This window comes from Spirosoma sp. 48-14, from assembly GCF_001898575.1.
In the GTDB taxonomy this organism is placed as follows: domain Bacteria; phylum Bacteroidota; class Bacteroidia; order Cytophagales; family Spirosomataceae; genus Spirosoma.
In genome coordinates, this window is sequence record NZ_MKUD01000041.1 from 67,550 (window position 1) to 83,646 (window position 16,097).

Genomic DNA, 16,097 nt, shown 5'->3' on the forward strand with positions numbered 1-16,097 from the left:
TCAGAACGTTACATTCAGGCCAAATAGGAAGCTCTTTGCTAGCGGGTAGTTGTTCAGATCGATACCCGGTGTGAGGGCGTTATCCGTGTTGCTGACATCGGGGTTAAACGAAGTGTTTTTCGTAAACAGAAAGGGATTGTTGGCGCTCGAATACACCCGGATGCTGTTGAGCGATAGCCGTTTGACGAAGTCGCTTGGGAGCTGGTAGCTGAGCGTGATGTTGTTGATCCGCAGATAGGTACCCGTATCCACGTAGCGTTGGTTCGACAGGCGAATGCCACCCGTAGGGGCATCGTTGGGGCGGGGGGTAACGCCATCGCCAGGGTCCTGCTCCGATTTCCAATAGTTAATCTGGGTCGCGAGCGTCCGGCTGCGCGACCGCGTGAGCAGGGTAATGTTACGCGCTGTGCTGATCACTTCGTTGCCGCTTGTACCCTGCAGGTTGATGCTTAAGCTCAGATTTTTGTACGAAACCCGGTTGGTCATTCCGTAGTAAAAATCCGGGTAGGGCGTTCCCATGATGGTGTTGTCGTAGCTGTTGATAACGCCATCAGGGGTTCCGTTGGGGCCACTCACATCTACGAACCGAATATCGCCGGGTCGTGACCGGTCGGCAGCCCCTGGATTATACACGGGTCCACGATCAACATCGGCCTGGGTTTTGTAAATGCCGTCGACCAGGAAGCCGTAAAACATCCCGATGGGCTGGCCGATCATGGTAATATTCCGCCCCGAAATGATAGGGTCGCCTTGTACGCCCAGTTTCACCACCTTGTTTTTGTAGGTCGAGATGTTGAAATCGGTTGACCATTTGAGAGCCTGGTCAATGTTTACGGTACCTAATACAAACTCCCAGCCCGTATTTTTAACCTCGCCGATGTTCTGCAACGCCGTGCTGAAGCCGGTCACGTCGGGGATGTTCACGTTCAGCAGTAGGTCGGTATTGCGAGCCTGAAAGTGGTCGAGGTTGACAGTTACCCGGCGGTTGAAGAAGCTGGCATCCAGGCCAATGTTAAACGATTTCTGCTTTTCCCAGGTCAGGTTCGGGTTGGCGGGCCGGGCTGCTGCGAATCCGCCGATGGCTACTCCGCCCAGCGTGTACTTTTCGTAGTTGATGGTTGGGTAATGTTCGTAATTCCCGATGTTGTTGTTGCCCGTTTCGCCGTAGCTGACTCGTAGTTTTAACTCACTCAGGTTACGAACACTTTTCAGGAAGTTCTCGTCTGAAATCCGCCAGGCCACGGCCAGTGACGGAAAAATGCCGTATTTGTGATTGTCGCCAAACCTTGATGAACCATCGGTCCGAATCGAAGCGGTAAGGTAATACTTATCGCTGTAGTTGTAATTGACCCGCGCCAGGTACGAAATCAGTGACCATTGATACATACTCGACGAGCCATCCGTTAGAATACCACTAACCGCACTCAAGGTCGGTACGAGGTTGTTCGGGAATTTGTTGCTGGTCAGAAAGCTCGATTCGTTGGTCTCTTTCTGCATGGTGAAACCCGCCAGTCCAACCAGGTTATGCTTGCCAAAACTTTTCCGATAGTTGAGGGTGTATTCGGTTAGCCAGTTGAGGGTGTTAGAGGTGCTATCGGCGCCAACGGCGGCATTGTTGTAGAAGGCCGGAATCTGCGGCCGGAAACGCATGCCGCGTGTATTGTATGAGGTAGCACCCAGCAGGACATTGAAACTCACCGCATCCGAGAACTTGTACTCCAGACTGACATTGCCCAGCACCCGCATCCCTTTCCGTTTACCCTGAATTTCAAGTGCGAGCGCCATCGGATTCAGCAGAATAGTAGACGCATCCAGATTGGAATAGACGAAATAGCTACCGTCGGCATTATAGAGCGGATAATACGGCTGAGCCGATGTGGCCTGGGCGATGATACCGTCGTTGTCGCCACCGCCGGGGCCGCTCGCTGTCACCACCTTAGCGTCGGTATAAGCCGCGTTGAAATTTACTTTGGCTGATAGTCGATTGGTTAGTTTGGCGTCGATGTTGGCGCGTAGCGAATAGCGGTTGAAATTACTGTTCCGAATAATCCCTTCCTGGTTGAAGTATTCGCCACTGATAGCATAGCGTATATTGTCAGTACCGCCCGATGCCGATAGCTGATACTGACTTTGGGGCGCTACCCGAAATACGGCATCCAACGCATCGGTGTTGTAGGTGTTTTTGCCCGACAGTACATCCTGAATGGTTTGTGGGACGGGTATGGCCCAGGTACTCACCGGGCCGGAAATGTTGTTGCCGTTGTCGATATTCCGGTTGCGGATGCCATCGTAATAGTATTGCGCCTGCTGCTGGGCATCGAAAAATTCGGGACGTCGGAGAATGCTCTGAAACCCGTAGTATGTATCGAAACTAATGTTGGCTTTACCCGACTTGCCGCGCTTGGTATTGATGATGATGACACCGTTGGCACCCCGAGAACCGTAAATGGCGGTGGCCGAGGCATCTTTCAGAATGTCCATACTTTCCACATCATTGGGGTTCAGTGTCTGTATGTTATCGATCGGAAAGCCATCGACTACGTACAGCGGATTGGCACTGGCCGAAATACTTCCGATGCCCCGAATTCGAATCTGTGGAGCGGCACCCGGATCGCCCGACACGGTTTTTACCTGAACCCCGGCTACTTTCCCCAATAAGGCCTGGTCGATCCGGGCAACGGCTAACTCCTTGATTTCCTGGCTACCGACAGAGGCTATCGAGCCCGTTAAATCTTTGCGTTTGACCGATCCATACCCCACCACCACAATCTCTTCGAGGGTTTTGTTGTCGAGTTTAAGCACAACATCAACCGTAGATCGGGTGCCTACGACCACTTCCTGCGACAGATAGCCTACGAAACTGAACATCAGGGTAGCCGCTCCATTCGGAACATCCAGTTTATACCGCCCGTTGACATCGGTGGTAGTACCCCGCTGGGAGCCTTTCAAGATGATGCTAACGCCGGGCAGGCCTTCTCCCTTTTCGTCGGATACCGTTCCCTGAATCGATAGGTCGGCGATAGGGAGTGGCGTTACCGAAAGGGTTGTCAGTCGATTGAATCGTTCCTGTTCGGATTTTGTTTCGAGTGGGTTATACAGGGAGCCATTCTGAGCCGATTCTTTCAGTAAACTTTTTTCATTGCTTTTCGGATCGGTAGTTGGTTTTCCGCTCGTGTTCAACGGAAAAATCAGGTACGATTTTTTGCCATAGCGCTCAAAGTTGAGTCCGAACGGTACCAATATACGTTCGAGCTTTCCTTCCAGATTCTGTTTGCTATCGAGGAGGCTTCGATCAATGGTTTTATTTTTGAGCAGGTTGTCGTTGAACTCAAAAATTACCTTGTAATGGCGGCTCAGAACGTCCAGTGCTTCGTTCAGCGAAAGCCGTGTGGTATTGACCTCACCCTGAAGGGCTGGTCGGACATAATTGGCTGCAAATACCTGAGCGCTGGCAGTGCTGGGTAGCAGCGTAGTGCTGAATAAAAGCAAAAAAAATAGAACTGCTCGTATGGATGGAGACATTCTTTTTTTTAGGTTTAGGGTTGACAATTGATTAAGCCCGTCCTTTCGCTATTCGTCCGGCAAGACCCAGCGATGAGGGCGGGATTTTTTTATCATTTCAGATGGATAACGTCACCATCTTTATGAATCGAGATTGGGTACATACGCTGAAGTTTGGTAAAAAATACTTCAGCCGAATCGGCTGGAAATGAGCCAGTAAAGGTTTCCTGTTTGAGTGCTGGGTTATCGATTACGACATTGAGGTTATACATATCTTTCATCATGTCGGCAATGTCGGCCAGTGATTTCTGTCGGAACAGAATGACTTTGTCTTTCCAGGCTGTATACTCGTCAATCTGAATGGCTTGCTTGACTAGCCGAGCCCTTTCGTGTGACTGGCTCGCTTTTTCGCCTGGTTTCAGCATCACGGTATTCTGTTCGTTCTGTTCATCGACCACTTTCACTGAGCCATGCTCAAGGGCTACATCGACTTTATCCCGGCGGTTAAGTACATTGAATGCGGTACCTAAAACCTGTATTTTCAGGGTGTTGGCATGCACCACAAACGGAACCCGCCTGCCATTGACGCTACGCTTGACGACATCAAAAAACGCTTCGCCTTCCACCCAGACTTCGCGGCTGGGCTTATCCAGAAAATCACTGGCGAAGTGAAGTGTGGAGTGGGTATTTAAGGTTACGGTGGTCCCATCGGCCAGCTTTACCTGACGAATTTCGCCATAGGCCGTTTGGACTTCGTTCGTTTGCAATGGGTGATAAATCAGGGCGTAGCTGAGCAGGATGACGGCTATGCCAGCGGCTGCTACCCATACCGGACGTTTCCACCAGCCTGCCCAACGGGCCGGTTGATCCCAGAGCGGTACAACGGGTGTGCTGTCGTTGCTCAGGTTGGCCTGGATACCCTGCCATAGCGTCGATCGCTCCGAAGGGGTCCAGGTTTCGCCAAATGAAATGTGCTGCACCAGCCATTGGGCTTTTTTGACGACAGGCCGTTTTTCGGGATGCTCAGCCAGCCAGTTCTGCCAGAACGATTCACTCGCTGGGTCCGCTTCAAGAACCCATTGCTGAAAGAAATCATCGGCGGCAAAATCTTCTTCGGTAAAGTGTAGATAGTTTTTCATAAACCATGAGGAGGGAGGTACATCCAGTGCACATGGATATAGAAAGCCGGGTAAGGTTTTTGTAACCTTCGGAATTGAAAAATTTTTCGAAAAAATTTTAAAGGGCGGATAACTGGTTGTATAACAGCTACAAAGTAGATAAGACCAGGAAGGGCAATAGAAAATCGATGGTATGGATAAGGGCTTGTCGTAGCGATTTGATGGCCCGGTGAATGGTATTTCGTAGAATCTGATAATCCAGCCCGGTCAGCTTGGAGATGTCTTCATAACTCATTTTTTCGAAGAACCGGAGGAAGATGATTTCCTGCTGGCGTGGGGGCAACGAACGCACGGCTAACTGTAACTTCTGGACATTCGATGCTTCGACTTCGCTGGCATCAGCAGCATACTGATGTTCGAGCGACAAGCTGCTGTCGGGAAACGAATCGGTGGAGAGTCGTTCTTTCCGAACATCGGCCAGAATGATTCGGCGAAGGGAGACCATCAGGTAATATTTGGCTGATTGCGGGACGCTGAGGTTATGCCGTCGATTCCAGATCTGAACGAAAAGCTCCTGCACCGAGTCTTGCACCAACTCCCGGTTATAGGCTACCGACAGTCCGTATTGTAACAGCCAGTCCGCATATCGTTCGTAAAAAAAAGCCAGTGCATCCGGTTCTCCCTGCTGAAGGCGTATCCACCAGCCCGTTTCATCTTCCTGTTGAACGGAGAAATCCATTACCCGATTAGTCGACACCATTTCGTTGAATCGTTAGCAAGTTAACCAGAATACTTTGTTTTGTTCTAAGAAATCATTTTTACTTACAGTTTAGTAAGAAGGCTACGGTTTACTGACCTGATTTTCGTCTTTGGCTAATTGAATGTCACGTTCTACCTGCGGGAGATACATTGACCAGCTAAACGTTTGCGAATCCCGATAGGCTTTTTCCTTCGATACATATCCATCGGTATAGGGAACAGCATGATAATGACTGGCTGTAAGATCACTGACGGTGCGCCAATGGCCAAGGCAGCGGGTCAATAAGGTTATGGCTTCCTGCTGCTGTGCTTTGTTTTGCGAAAGCCGATACGTTTGTAAAGCGACGCCCGCCCGGAGCTTATCGGCAAAATACTGGCTTAACTGCGCCCAGGTTTCCAGGTCGGCCAGTTCGCAGGTCAGCGTGGGCGAGGCTCCTGAACGAAGCGACTGAACACGCGCTAACACGGTTTTACTGTCGATTTCCAGGTTGTCAGCCAGAACTAGCGGACTTACTTTTCCAGCTGGCACTGGCTGATTAGCCTGTTTTAACCCGACATAGTCTTTGATCGACAGGTAGGCTGGGTCCAGTGTTTGGTGTTCGATCAGTTCATTGATGGAGATAAACGAGGAAACGTCGTCCTGAAATCCTTTGCTAGCCGAAAAGGGCGACAGAAACCCTTCCGAATAAAGCGTATAATCCCAGGTAGAGGCAAAATAGGAGGCTAGTCGTAATGGCATCTGACTGGCTGCCGCTGTGGCTTCGAGTAGCGGCTTACCCAATTGGGCACCGTAGCGATGGGCAAAACTAGCTTCAAATACGGCATCGGGCGTGGTCGGGTCATAGAGCAGGCGACCCCAAAGCTGGTAAAACAGCCATTGCTTTTCGAAGGCATACGTCCAGGTACGGTGTGCATTATCGATGTGCGAGTAGTCTCTGGCTGGGATATAACCTTCCGATCCGACGAAATAGCCGTTCACATACGGAGCGGTGTTCTGGGCAATATGCCGACGGATGAAATCGGGCTGACCCCAGCGCAGGATGAAAAAATCCTCGTTTCGAATCATCCACTGGATGCGGTAGTTCGTGGGCATGGGGTTCCAGTAGCCATTGTCGCGTTTGCCCGAATGAGAATCATGCGTTAGCACAAACGACGGAGTCGAGTGGCCGTGCGACCAGTTGAATTTGATCTCGACCAGGGTTGTATCGGGCAGGTGGGCCTGATTGATTACCCGGCGCATCTCGGCTGGATCGGCGGAAAGTACGGAACGGTGCAGAAACTTAACCGGGCGATTGGCGGCTTTGATGCCTGCCACAATGGTTTCTTCGAGCCAGGCTTCCCGGTCTTTAGGTGTCATGTCGGGGAGAGAAGATCCTTCGGCTTTGAAGTTGCTCATCCAGTCAGCCAGCGTAATGCCAATGCCAGCCAGATCGGGATATTCGTTGATGACCTGCGTAACCACCTCCCGCGTGTATTGCCTGACAACGGCCGAGGTATCGTTTCGCTCCTTTACACCGTAGTGTTTCGCAAATTCGGGCGAGACGGCAATGTTCCAGTTAACGATATAGGGGTCGATACCCCGCTCTTTCGCCATCCGAAACAGGCTGGTCCAGAAGTGCTTCCAATCCGCCATTTCTGCTTCTGAAAAGGCATTCGCTTCGGGGAAATGGGTGGGTTTCACCATAAATGAAAATGGATGTACATTCCAGAGCGACAAGACATTGAGCCGATTTTCGGCCATCATATCCAGCAGCTTTTGCCAATAGGCTAAATCCCGACAGGTAGCCGTATGCACATCCATTACTTGTCCCGTTCGGTACGACGACCAGGGTAGGTTGATCTTCAGCGCCCGTATGGTAAAGTGAGGATTTACTGTTTTCGGTCGAAGGGCTTTCCAAGATTTTTCCATCCGAATTTGTTCAGCCACCTCCATGGCTCCATACATGGCTCCCGTTGCATTCGTCGCCGTAATCTGGAGTTGATTGGCCCGACAACCAATTCGATACCCTTCAGCCTGAATGGATGGATTTGCCTGGGCTGGCAACACCTGGATACGTATGGCAGCGGTTGATTTGATCGGCTGTTTGTTGGAGGAGTAACCAGCCCCTTGAAGAGCTTTTTTCAGATGATCAACGCCAAACCGGATCGGGGGGCTTGTGCTGTCGAAGGCAATTGCCAACGGTGCTTTTCTAGCCTGTCCGAACAGCATTGTCGGCCAGAAAAGCAGGATAAACAGCCCGAAACGGATGGATTGATTGATCATACCGTAGCGTAATTGTAGAGAAAATGAGGAATAACGGGTACGAAGAGTCTTAAATCCACCTTGTTTTGAAAGAATAATCAACAAAATCAATCCTATCAGCCCGCAGCTTTAACTGTGGGGCTCTACCAATCGATTCCATCAAAATGAACCGTTTCAACAGTTTACTGGTGTTTAAACCGTTGAAACGGTTGCAGAAACCCCTTCTACTTTTTTCTACCCATAGCTAAAGCAATGGGCTGATAGGGCGAGGGTTTTATTACAAATTCCGTGCTTTCAACTGGGCAACGGCATAACTGGCAGCCCGTGCAGTCAAGGCCATGTAGGTCAGTGATGGGTTTACGTTGGAGGACGAGGTCATGCCGGATCCGTCGGTAACAAACACGTTTTTGCAGGCATGAACCTGGTTGTACTTGTTCAGGACCGACGTTTTGGGGTCTTTGCCCATCCGAGCTGTACCCATTTCATGAATACCCAACCCCATGTGAGCCACAGGGTTATCGTAGGGAGTTACGTTCTTGAATCCAGCAGCTTCGAGCATTTCGGCGGCATCGTTCATGATGTCTTTCCGCATGGCCCGTTCGTTCTCACCGAAATCAGCGTCGAATACAAGCTGGGGTAAGCCCCACGTATCGGTCTCGGTTTCGCTGAGATAGAATCGGTTTTTAGGGTCCGATAGCACTTCGCCAAATCCGGTGAGGCTGAACTTCCAGGGGCCGGGTTGGGTCATTCGGTTTTTGAAATCGGCTCCGAAGCCTGTTTCTGCTGCCCCGCGCGACCAGTCGGCCCGGCTGGCTCCGCCCTGGTAGCCAAAGCCCCGGAGGTAGCTGCGTTTATCATTGCCCCAGTTTCGGAAGCGTGGAATGTATAAACTCCCCGGACGAGCCCCGAAATAATAGTCATTCTCAAACCCTTCCACATCGGCACGGGCACCAATCGCCAGGTGGTGATCCATTAGGTTGCGGCCTAGTTGTTCACTATCGTTGCCCATTCCATTCGGGAAACGCGACGATTTTGAGTTCATCAGGATCGACGTGGAGCCGATAGTACCCGCATTAAGGAAAATAAGTTTGGCGTAAAACTCCCGCACTTCGAGCGTATTCTGGTCGATAACCCGTACCCCTTTGGCTTTTTGGGCTTTGTCGTCGTACAGGATTTCTTTGACAATGGCGTTGTGGACCATCGTCAGCCGGTTCGTATTCCGGGCGGCCGGTAGGGTCGCTGCCAGCGAACTGAAATAACCTCCATATGGGCACCCGCGTGTGCATCGGTTCCGAAACTGGCAATCGGTTCGACCGACCGCCAGATGCTGGGGCATCGCTTTGGTCAGGTGAGCGACTCGTCCAATCGTGATCGGTCGGTTCAGCTTCTGCGCTACGGATTTTTTCAGGTGAATCTCAGGGGCCGTCATCGCCATGGGGGGCAGAAAATAGCTGTCGGGCAATACAGCTAGCCCTTCGGCCTGCCCACTGACACCGACAAATTTTTCGACGTAGGTGTACCAGGGCACCAGGTCTTCGTAGCGAATGGGCCAGTCGATCCCGATCCCTTCTTTGGCATTGGCCAGGAAATCCTGCGGGTTCCAGCGGTAGGTATGTTTGCCCCACAGCAACGACTTGCCACCTGTGTGATAGGCCCGAATCCAGTTGAACGGTCGTTTCTGGATGTATGGATTCTCCTTATCGTTGGTGAACAGGTATTGCGAGCCCTCTTTTGCCGAAAAAAACATCGTTGCATAGTGTTCTTCGGCGGCTACGTTCGTGATTCTGCCCCGGTGTGGAAACTCCCAGGGGTCTTTCATCGCGTTTTTGTAATCGGCAACGTGCTTCAGTTCATATCCCCGTTCGAGTACAAGTACATTCAGCCCCTTCTCAGTGAGTTCTTTGGCAGCCCAGCCGCCCGTCATGCCCGACCCAATCACAATGGCGTCGTAGGTCTGGGCTTTGTCTGCTTTTATATTGAGGTTCATAGCTTTTTACAGGAGTGAGGAGTTAGGAGCGAGGAGTGAGAATCCATCCGGCAGCCATTGGCTTGCGTCAGCATGCTCACTCCTCGCTCCTAACTCCTACATACTTATACTTGATTGCCGTACATGAAATCTTTCTGGCCGGGTTTGATTTTGATTGCCACGAATTTTCCGGGAATGGGCTGGTAATCGAACGATGCCTTGATGCCGGGCTCCGACGTAAAGTAGCCCAGTAAGGTTAACTCTTTCGTTATGAGCCAGTACGTGGGCGATGATGACGACGTCTGGGCCTCGGCTTCCACCTGTTTGAGCAGCGCCGTTTGCTGATCGGGGGTAAGCGTCAGGAAGTTTTTGCGTTCCAGGTCACTCAAACCCGTCAGGAAGGCATCCTGTGCCGGTTTTTTGTAGCAATCGCGGAGCATCAGGTCGATGAAAGCGGGAACACCGGCATCGATTGCCCCCGGCGTATCGGTTCGTGGTATAATCAGCTCGGCGGTTCGGGCTACGATTTCGCGTTGGGTCTCGGTCAGAAATGAGCCGATTCGTTGGTGAATTCGACCGCTCGAAACGAGTTGTTCCCAGCGATTCATAGCCTGTAGGGTAGGAGCCGAGAGGGTTCCGCCCAGTATCCAGGCTGCTCGTGTTAAGGCGTCCCGTCTGTTCATGTGATGCTATTGATTTCGGTTGATTCGTTCGTTAGCTAAGTGTCCTGCCCAGTTACCGTACAAGTTAGGGTACAATGACTTATGGTAAAGACTGACGGGGCCATTTAATACCCCGTACTGGGCCGAATTCTGCTATTTTTTCTTTGTTAACGACCCACAGACGGAGCGAATTGCCAGGTGAGGCTTCTGGCAAAAGGCGCTGTTACTGGAGTGGATAACGAAATTGCAAAACGGGCAAGGATATTAGCAGGTATCCGTGCTTTTTAGGTTGACGCCACTCGGGGCGCCATCTGCTTGCCTGCACCACAACCGACCCTATCGGATCATCTACGCACATAGAGTATATCTTCTATTTAATTCGATTTTAATGCCTGTCTGCACTGTTAAATTCAATTTTTTGAAAAAATAATGAAAATGGACTAAGTGTTTTTGGGCCGATCATCGTCTTGATACTACATGATTTGTTGTTCACGAACGATTCAGTGGCCCAATAAGGAATCATTCTAGAGGAAGTAATCAAATGAACCAACCGCTTCATTTACCCGTAGAGATAGGACAAGTCCTGCCATTAAGACAACGACCTGAGTTGGGGTCGGTGTATGTTTTGGAATCGGAAGAAACAGGTACGCCGTCTTCTGGAAAGGCGAGTTGGGATAATGAATTATTCCTGCGAAAAGCGTTTCAGGAGGATGCCGAACGCGGAATCAGTCTGTTATTTCGGCAGTATTACGCCCTGCTATGCAGCCATGCGGTTCGGTTTGTGTCGTCGAAAGCCATTGCCGAAGATATCGTCTCGGATATTTTTTATGAGTTTCAGGCCGAGTCGCGTTACAAGAGCATCACCAGCTCGTTCCGGGCGTATTTGTTCACGGCGGTTCGCAACCGGGCGTTCGATTATGTGCGGGCCGAAATGCGGCATAATACATCCCTGGAAAATGCCGAGTTGATGCCTGCCCACAAAACCCAGAGCCCCGATTCGATCACCCAGTACGAGGAGTTGTATCATGATGTCGAAAATGCTATCAACGCCATGCCCGTCAAACGTCGGCAGATTTACATCATGCACCGCTTCGAGGGTAAAAAATATCAGGAAATAGCCGATGAACTGCACCTGTCCCTGCGTACCGTTGAAGCGCACCTGTTTCAGGCCATGCGGCAAATTCGGAATACGTTGAAAGATAAATGGTTGTTGATTGCCTGCCTGGTAGGACAGCTTTGGCAATGATTGCGTATTTTTCTCTATGATGACTACGTGTTTTTTGTGTTGAAATCGTCATGATAGCATTAATAGTTAATCGATGAAAACTCAGGTATCGAAAGAATCACTTCTCAACTACTTTGCAGGCCGGGCTACGGCTCTGCAAAAGCAGGCTATTGACGAGTGGGCAAAAGATGAGGATAACCGCGAGCTGTTTTTCGAATGTCTGGCAATGTGGGAAAGTGAAAACCCACAATTCATTGCCGACGACCGGAAAGCCCTGGAGCGGCATCGTCAGCGGATGCTCGGCGGAGTAGCAAGAGAGGTAGAGACTGAATCCACCCCAATTGAAGAGCCTGTTACACACCAACTTGGTTCAACCTGGTATCGCTGGCTGGTAGCCGCTTCGGTTAGTTTGCTCATGCTGGTCGGCGGTTATGTGTTCCGGGATTCGATCCGCTACACCACCTTCGAAACTGGATTTGGACAAACCCGGTCGCTGACGCTATCCGACGGAAGCCAGATTACGCTGAATGCCAATTCCTCATTGCGGGTTCCCCGGTTTGGCTTTGGGCAGAAAACACGCGAAGTCGTACTGGCAGGTGAGGCCGATTTCTCCATTAAGCACATGCCCAACCATCAGCATTTCGTGGTGCGGACCGATAAGCATTTTGACGTGGTGGTGCTAGGTACAGAATTTATGGTGAATACCCGCGAGCAAACGAAAAAAGTGGTGCTCAATAAAGGCAAGGTTCAACTATTGTATCAGGAAGGGCAGACCAATAAACAGCTCACGATGAAACCAGGCAACCTGGTTACCTTCGACAATACCGGAAAAGTAAGCGTAAAGCTGACCGAGAAACCGGAAAATTACAGTTCCTGGAAAGAGCATCGCTATGTATTCGATGGGACTACGCTTGCCGAAATCGGAACCCTATTTAAAGAGAACTACGGTATCGTGCTGCAAATTCCTGACAAAACGCTGGCTCAGGAGACCATTTCGGGGGCTTTTAAAGCCTATAGTGCCGATGAACTGCTTGAGACGTTGACGAGTATAGCCAGCCTGAACTACCGACAACAAGGCGATACCATCATTATAACCCAGAATCATTAACCAAGAACCCCTTAACTAATTATGAAAAAACTGATACGTCTGCTACTCCTTTTCGGGGTAGTCCTGGGAGGAGTACGGCCGGGATTTTCGCAGGTGCTGGCCAAAGCCCAACAACTTCAACAGCGGGACACCTACCCAAAAGGGGCTTCACTGAGGCTAAAGGATGTCCTGAAGAAGCTACAGGACCATTACGAAGTCGATATTCTTTTTTTCGACCGGAATGTGGAAGGGATGGTCGTAACCGAGAACACCATCAACTTCAATGCGAATATTGAGCAGAACCTCAATGCTGTGCTGAAACCGCTTGGCCTTCGCTACAAGAAAGTAAGAAACGGTGGCTATGTGGTAATGGCCAAAGAACCCGCCGGGAAGGCCGAAGCCAGCAGTAGCCAGAATGCTACGTCGCTTCAGGAGCTTCAGACCAAATCCGACCAGGAAACGGATAGCCGGGAATCCTCGCTGACACTACCCTCCAGGCTACCGTCGGAGGTTAAACTGGCCGATATTCCGGTTCAGGGAACAGTCGTAGACGATAAGGGAGAAGGGTTGCCGGGGGTTAGTATCGTCATTAAAGGGTCGCAGAAGGGGACCACCACCGATGCGCTGGGAAAGTACCGACTGGATGTGCCGAACGCATCCGCCGTGCTGATATTCAGTTACGTAGGTTACCTGGCCCAAGAAGTTACGGTGGGTAATCAGACAACCCTCGATGTGACCCTGAAAGCTGATAACAAAACCCTCGACGAAATTGTGGTGGTGGGCTACGGTACGGTTAAAAAGAAAGATTTGACGGGTTCGGTTGGGGTGATCAGCAACAAGGAAATCAAAGACTTGGGTGTCACCCGGATTGAACAGGGGCTGGCCGGACGGGTCGCCGGGGTTCAGGTAAAAGTTGTTTCGGGTGAACCTGGTGCTGCTCCACAAATTCGTGTGCGGGGTATTGGGAGTATTTCGGCAGGCGCCAGCCCACTGTATGTGGTCGATGGCTTTCCCACCGATAATATCCAGACCCTGAACCCCAACGATATTGAAACACTGGATATTCTGAAAGATGCGTCGGCCACGGCTATTTACGGGTCGCGCGGCTCCAATGGCGTGGTTATCATCACCACCAAACGGGGTAAAGCCGGTAAAGCCAACATCACGCTCGACACCTACTACGGCTGGCAGAGTGTATCGAAAGTGCCCATCATGAAAAATTCGAAAGAACAGGCACAGTTCTTCTACGATGGTATGCGGAATAAAAACCTGGATGCCGGCAAAGATGTGTCGGGGCCACCAACTTCCTGGACCACCCCTGTACCGGCCATCATCATGGATGTGCTGGAAGGCCGGAACACCACCGACGAAAATTCATTGAATAAAGTGCTGGTCACAGCGCCCCAGCGCCAGATTCAGCTATCGGCAACGGGTGGTTCGGAAAACATTCGCTATGCCGTGAGCGGTGAATATTTCAATCAGGACGGTATTATTATCAATAGCGGTTTCAAGCGGTATTCGATGCGGTCCAATATCGACGCGCAGTTGTCTAAACGCTTGGCCCTCAAAATAAGTCTTAATCCTGCGTATACAGAGTTGCGTTCCCTTCCCTCAACGGGCGTGAGTGGTGGAACGGCCAGTACGCTGGGTATTGTTGCGTCTACCTTACAAATTCACAATTTCCGTCCTTTACTGAATCCAGACGGAAGTTATTTTAATTATGCTGGTCTGGCTGATATGGCCGACATCTACAATCCACTTGCCGTAGCTCAGGAAACGATCACATCACAGAAAAACCTTCGATTGTTGGGGAATGTCAATCTGGAATACCAGATCCTTAATGATTTAAAATTCAATGTACTCCTGGGCGGTAGCCTGCTGACGAACAAAGGCATGTACTTTCGTCCGCAACGGGCCTATTTCGCCAACGAACTGCCAACGGGTACGGATAATGCAGGTCTGATTACCAACTGGCTGACGGAGTACACGCTGAACTATACTAAAACAGTCAATAAACACTCGATTGCGGCCTTAGCAGGTTTTACGGCTCAGAAAGAACGGGGAGAAACCAGCTCCATGACGAGCAATAAATTTCCGAACAACCTGGTGCCTACGCTGAGTGCCGTGGGCGGACTGATCACGAACGGAACGGCCAACATCTACGAATGGTCGCTGGTGTCGTATCTGGCGCGGGTCAACTACAACTATAATAGCAAGTATTACCTGACCTCGTCGATTCGGACCGATGGCTCATCGCGGTTCGGTACGCAGAACAAATACGGTATATTCCCGTCGCTGGCCGTGGCCTGGCGTATTTCGGATGAAGCGTTCCTGAAAAACCGGCCTGAAATCACGGAGCTGAAACTTCGGGCCAGTTATGGTGTAACGGGCAATAATAACATTGGTAACTACGACCAGTATGCTACCGTCAGTTACGAAAACTATGGCCTGGGCAACAGCGTAGCGACGGCCATTGCACCCGGCCGGATTGCAAACCCAAACCTGACTTGGGAAACCCAGAGCTCGCTGAACTTCGGGGTCGATGCCAGCTTCTTTAACAGCCGGATTACAGCCTCTATCGACCATTTTACTTCGCACAATACCAACCTGTTGCTCAACGTAAACATCCCGAATAACACGGGTTTCAGTACGGCGTTGCAGAACATCGGCGAGGTCAAAAACACAGGCTGGGAGTTTGTACTTGGAACGGTCAACATCGACCGGAAAATCAAATGGTCGACTGATTTTAACCTGTCGACCTACCGAAACAAAGTGGAGAAACTGGGGCCACAGGGCGATCCGATCTATTCGGGCAACAACGTAACCATGATCGGGCAGCCCATCGGGATGTTCTTTGGCTGGCTGACCGACGGCATTTTCAAAACGCAGGCTGAACTGGACCGGGGCCCAGTTTATAACCCTGGCGGTAGCGACCGCTCGCACGTAGGCGACATCCGTTTTGTCGACATCAATGGCGACGGGGTCATCACCAATGCCGATAAAACCATCATGGGTTCGCCCTATCCCGACTTCTTCTACGGTATGACCAACCGGGTTACGTATAAAAACCTGAGCCTGAGTGTCAGCTTGCAAGGATCGAAAGGAAACATGATCTACAACACCTCACGGGGCGGTGGCAACAGCGGCCGGGCGAGGGTACGGGGCTATGCGTTCAGCAACAACTACTGGAAATCGGAACAGGACCCCGGCGATGGCAAAACGCCCCGGCCGAATGATACACCGACGGGTGGGGTTCGCCTGCCAAGTCAGTTGTTTCTGGACACGGGTACCTACCTGCGGATCAACAACATAACTTTAGCGTACGTCGTCCCATCGGCCATTAGCCAGAAGCTCAAGCTGAACTCGCTGCGGGTGTATGTCAACGCCAACAACCCGTTCATCTTCACGAAGAATACGGCGTTTAACCCGGATGTCAGTACGACCGAAAATCCGTTGACGCCGGGGGTAGAGGCCAACGATTACCCACTGCCCAAAAGCCTGATGATTGGTTTGAATGTAGGATTTTGAGCCGTATCA

Annotated in this window: 9 protein-coding genes; 3 read left to right on the plus strand and 6 right to left on the minus strand. The window is 50.9% G+C overall.

Annotated elements, in window-relative coordinates:
- From BGO59_RS20595 to BGO59_RS20620, 6 genes are all read right to left on the minus strand, one after another.
- Entirely contained in the window at window positions 1-3,522 is a 3,522-nt protein-coding gene (locus BGO59_RS20595) for a TonB-dependent receptor (RefSeq protein WP_293686275.1), read from the minus strand.
- A 92-nt stretch (window positions 3,523-3,614) separates the two neighbouring features.
- Window positions 3,615-4,640, minus strand: coding sequence for a FecR family protein (locus BGO59_RS20600; RefSeq protein ID WP_293686277.1), 1,026 nt, complete (start codon window positions 4,638-4,640; stop codon window positions 3,615-3,617).
- A gap of 127 nt (window positions 4,641-4,767) precedes the next feature.
- Window positions 4,768-5,379, minus strand: a complete 612-nt coding sequence (locus BGO59_RS20605) for a sigma-70 family RNA polymerase sigma factor (RefSeq protein WP_293686279.1) — start codon at window positions 5,377-5,379, stop codon at window positions 4,768-4,770.
- Window positions 5,380-5,460: 81 nt separating this feature from the next.
- Window positions 5,461-7,641, minus strand: coding sequence for a hypothetical protein (locus tag BGO59_RS20610; protein WP_293686281.1), 2,181 nt, complete (start codon window positions 7,639-7,641; stop codon window positions 5,461-5,463).
- Window positions 7,642-7,897: 256 nt separating this feature from the next.
- Window positions 7,898-9,607 carry a GMC family oxidoreductase gene (locus tag BGO59_RS20615; RefSeq protein WP_293686283.1) on the minus strand — a complete coding sequence of 570 codons (1,710 nt, stop codon included), beginning with the start codon at window positions 9,605-9,607 and terminating at the stop codon, window positions 7,898-7,900.
- A 104-nt stretch (window positions 9,608-9,711) separates the two neighbouring features.
- Window positions 9,712-10,269 carry a gluconate 2-dehydrogenase subunit 3 family protein gene (locus BGO59_RS20620; protein ID WP_293686285.1) on the minus strand — a complete coding sequence of 186 codons (558 nt, stop codon included), beginning with the start codon at window positions 10,267-10,269 and terminating at the stop codon, window positions 9,712-9,714.
- A 520-nt stretch (window positions 10,270-10,789) separates the two neighbouring features.
- Between BGO59_RS20620 and BGO59_RS20625 the strand changes: the two genes are divergently transcribed.
- From BGO59_RS20625 to BGO59_RS20635, 3 genes are all read left to right on the plus strand, one after another.
- Window positions 10,790-11,494 (plus strand): RNA polymerase sigma-70 factor, encoded by a 705-nt coding sequence (locus tag BGO59_RS20625; RefSeq protein WP_293686287.1) that lies wholly within the window; start codon window positions 10,790-10,792, stop codon window positions 11,492-11,494.
- 73 nt (window positions 11,495-11,567) lie between these two features.
- Entirely contained in the window at window positions 11,568-12,581 is a 1,014-nt protein-coding gene (locus BGO59_RS20630) for a FecR family protein (RefSeq protein WP_293686289.1), read from the plus strand.
- 21 nt (window positions 12,582-12,602) lie between these two features.
- Window positions 12,603-16,088, plus strand: a complete 3,486-nt coding sequence (locus BGO59_RS20635; protein WP_293686291.1) for a TonB-dependent receptor — start codon at window positions 12,603-12,605, stop codon at window positions 16,086-16,088.
- Window positions 16,089-16,097: the final 9 nt, after the last annotated feature.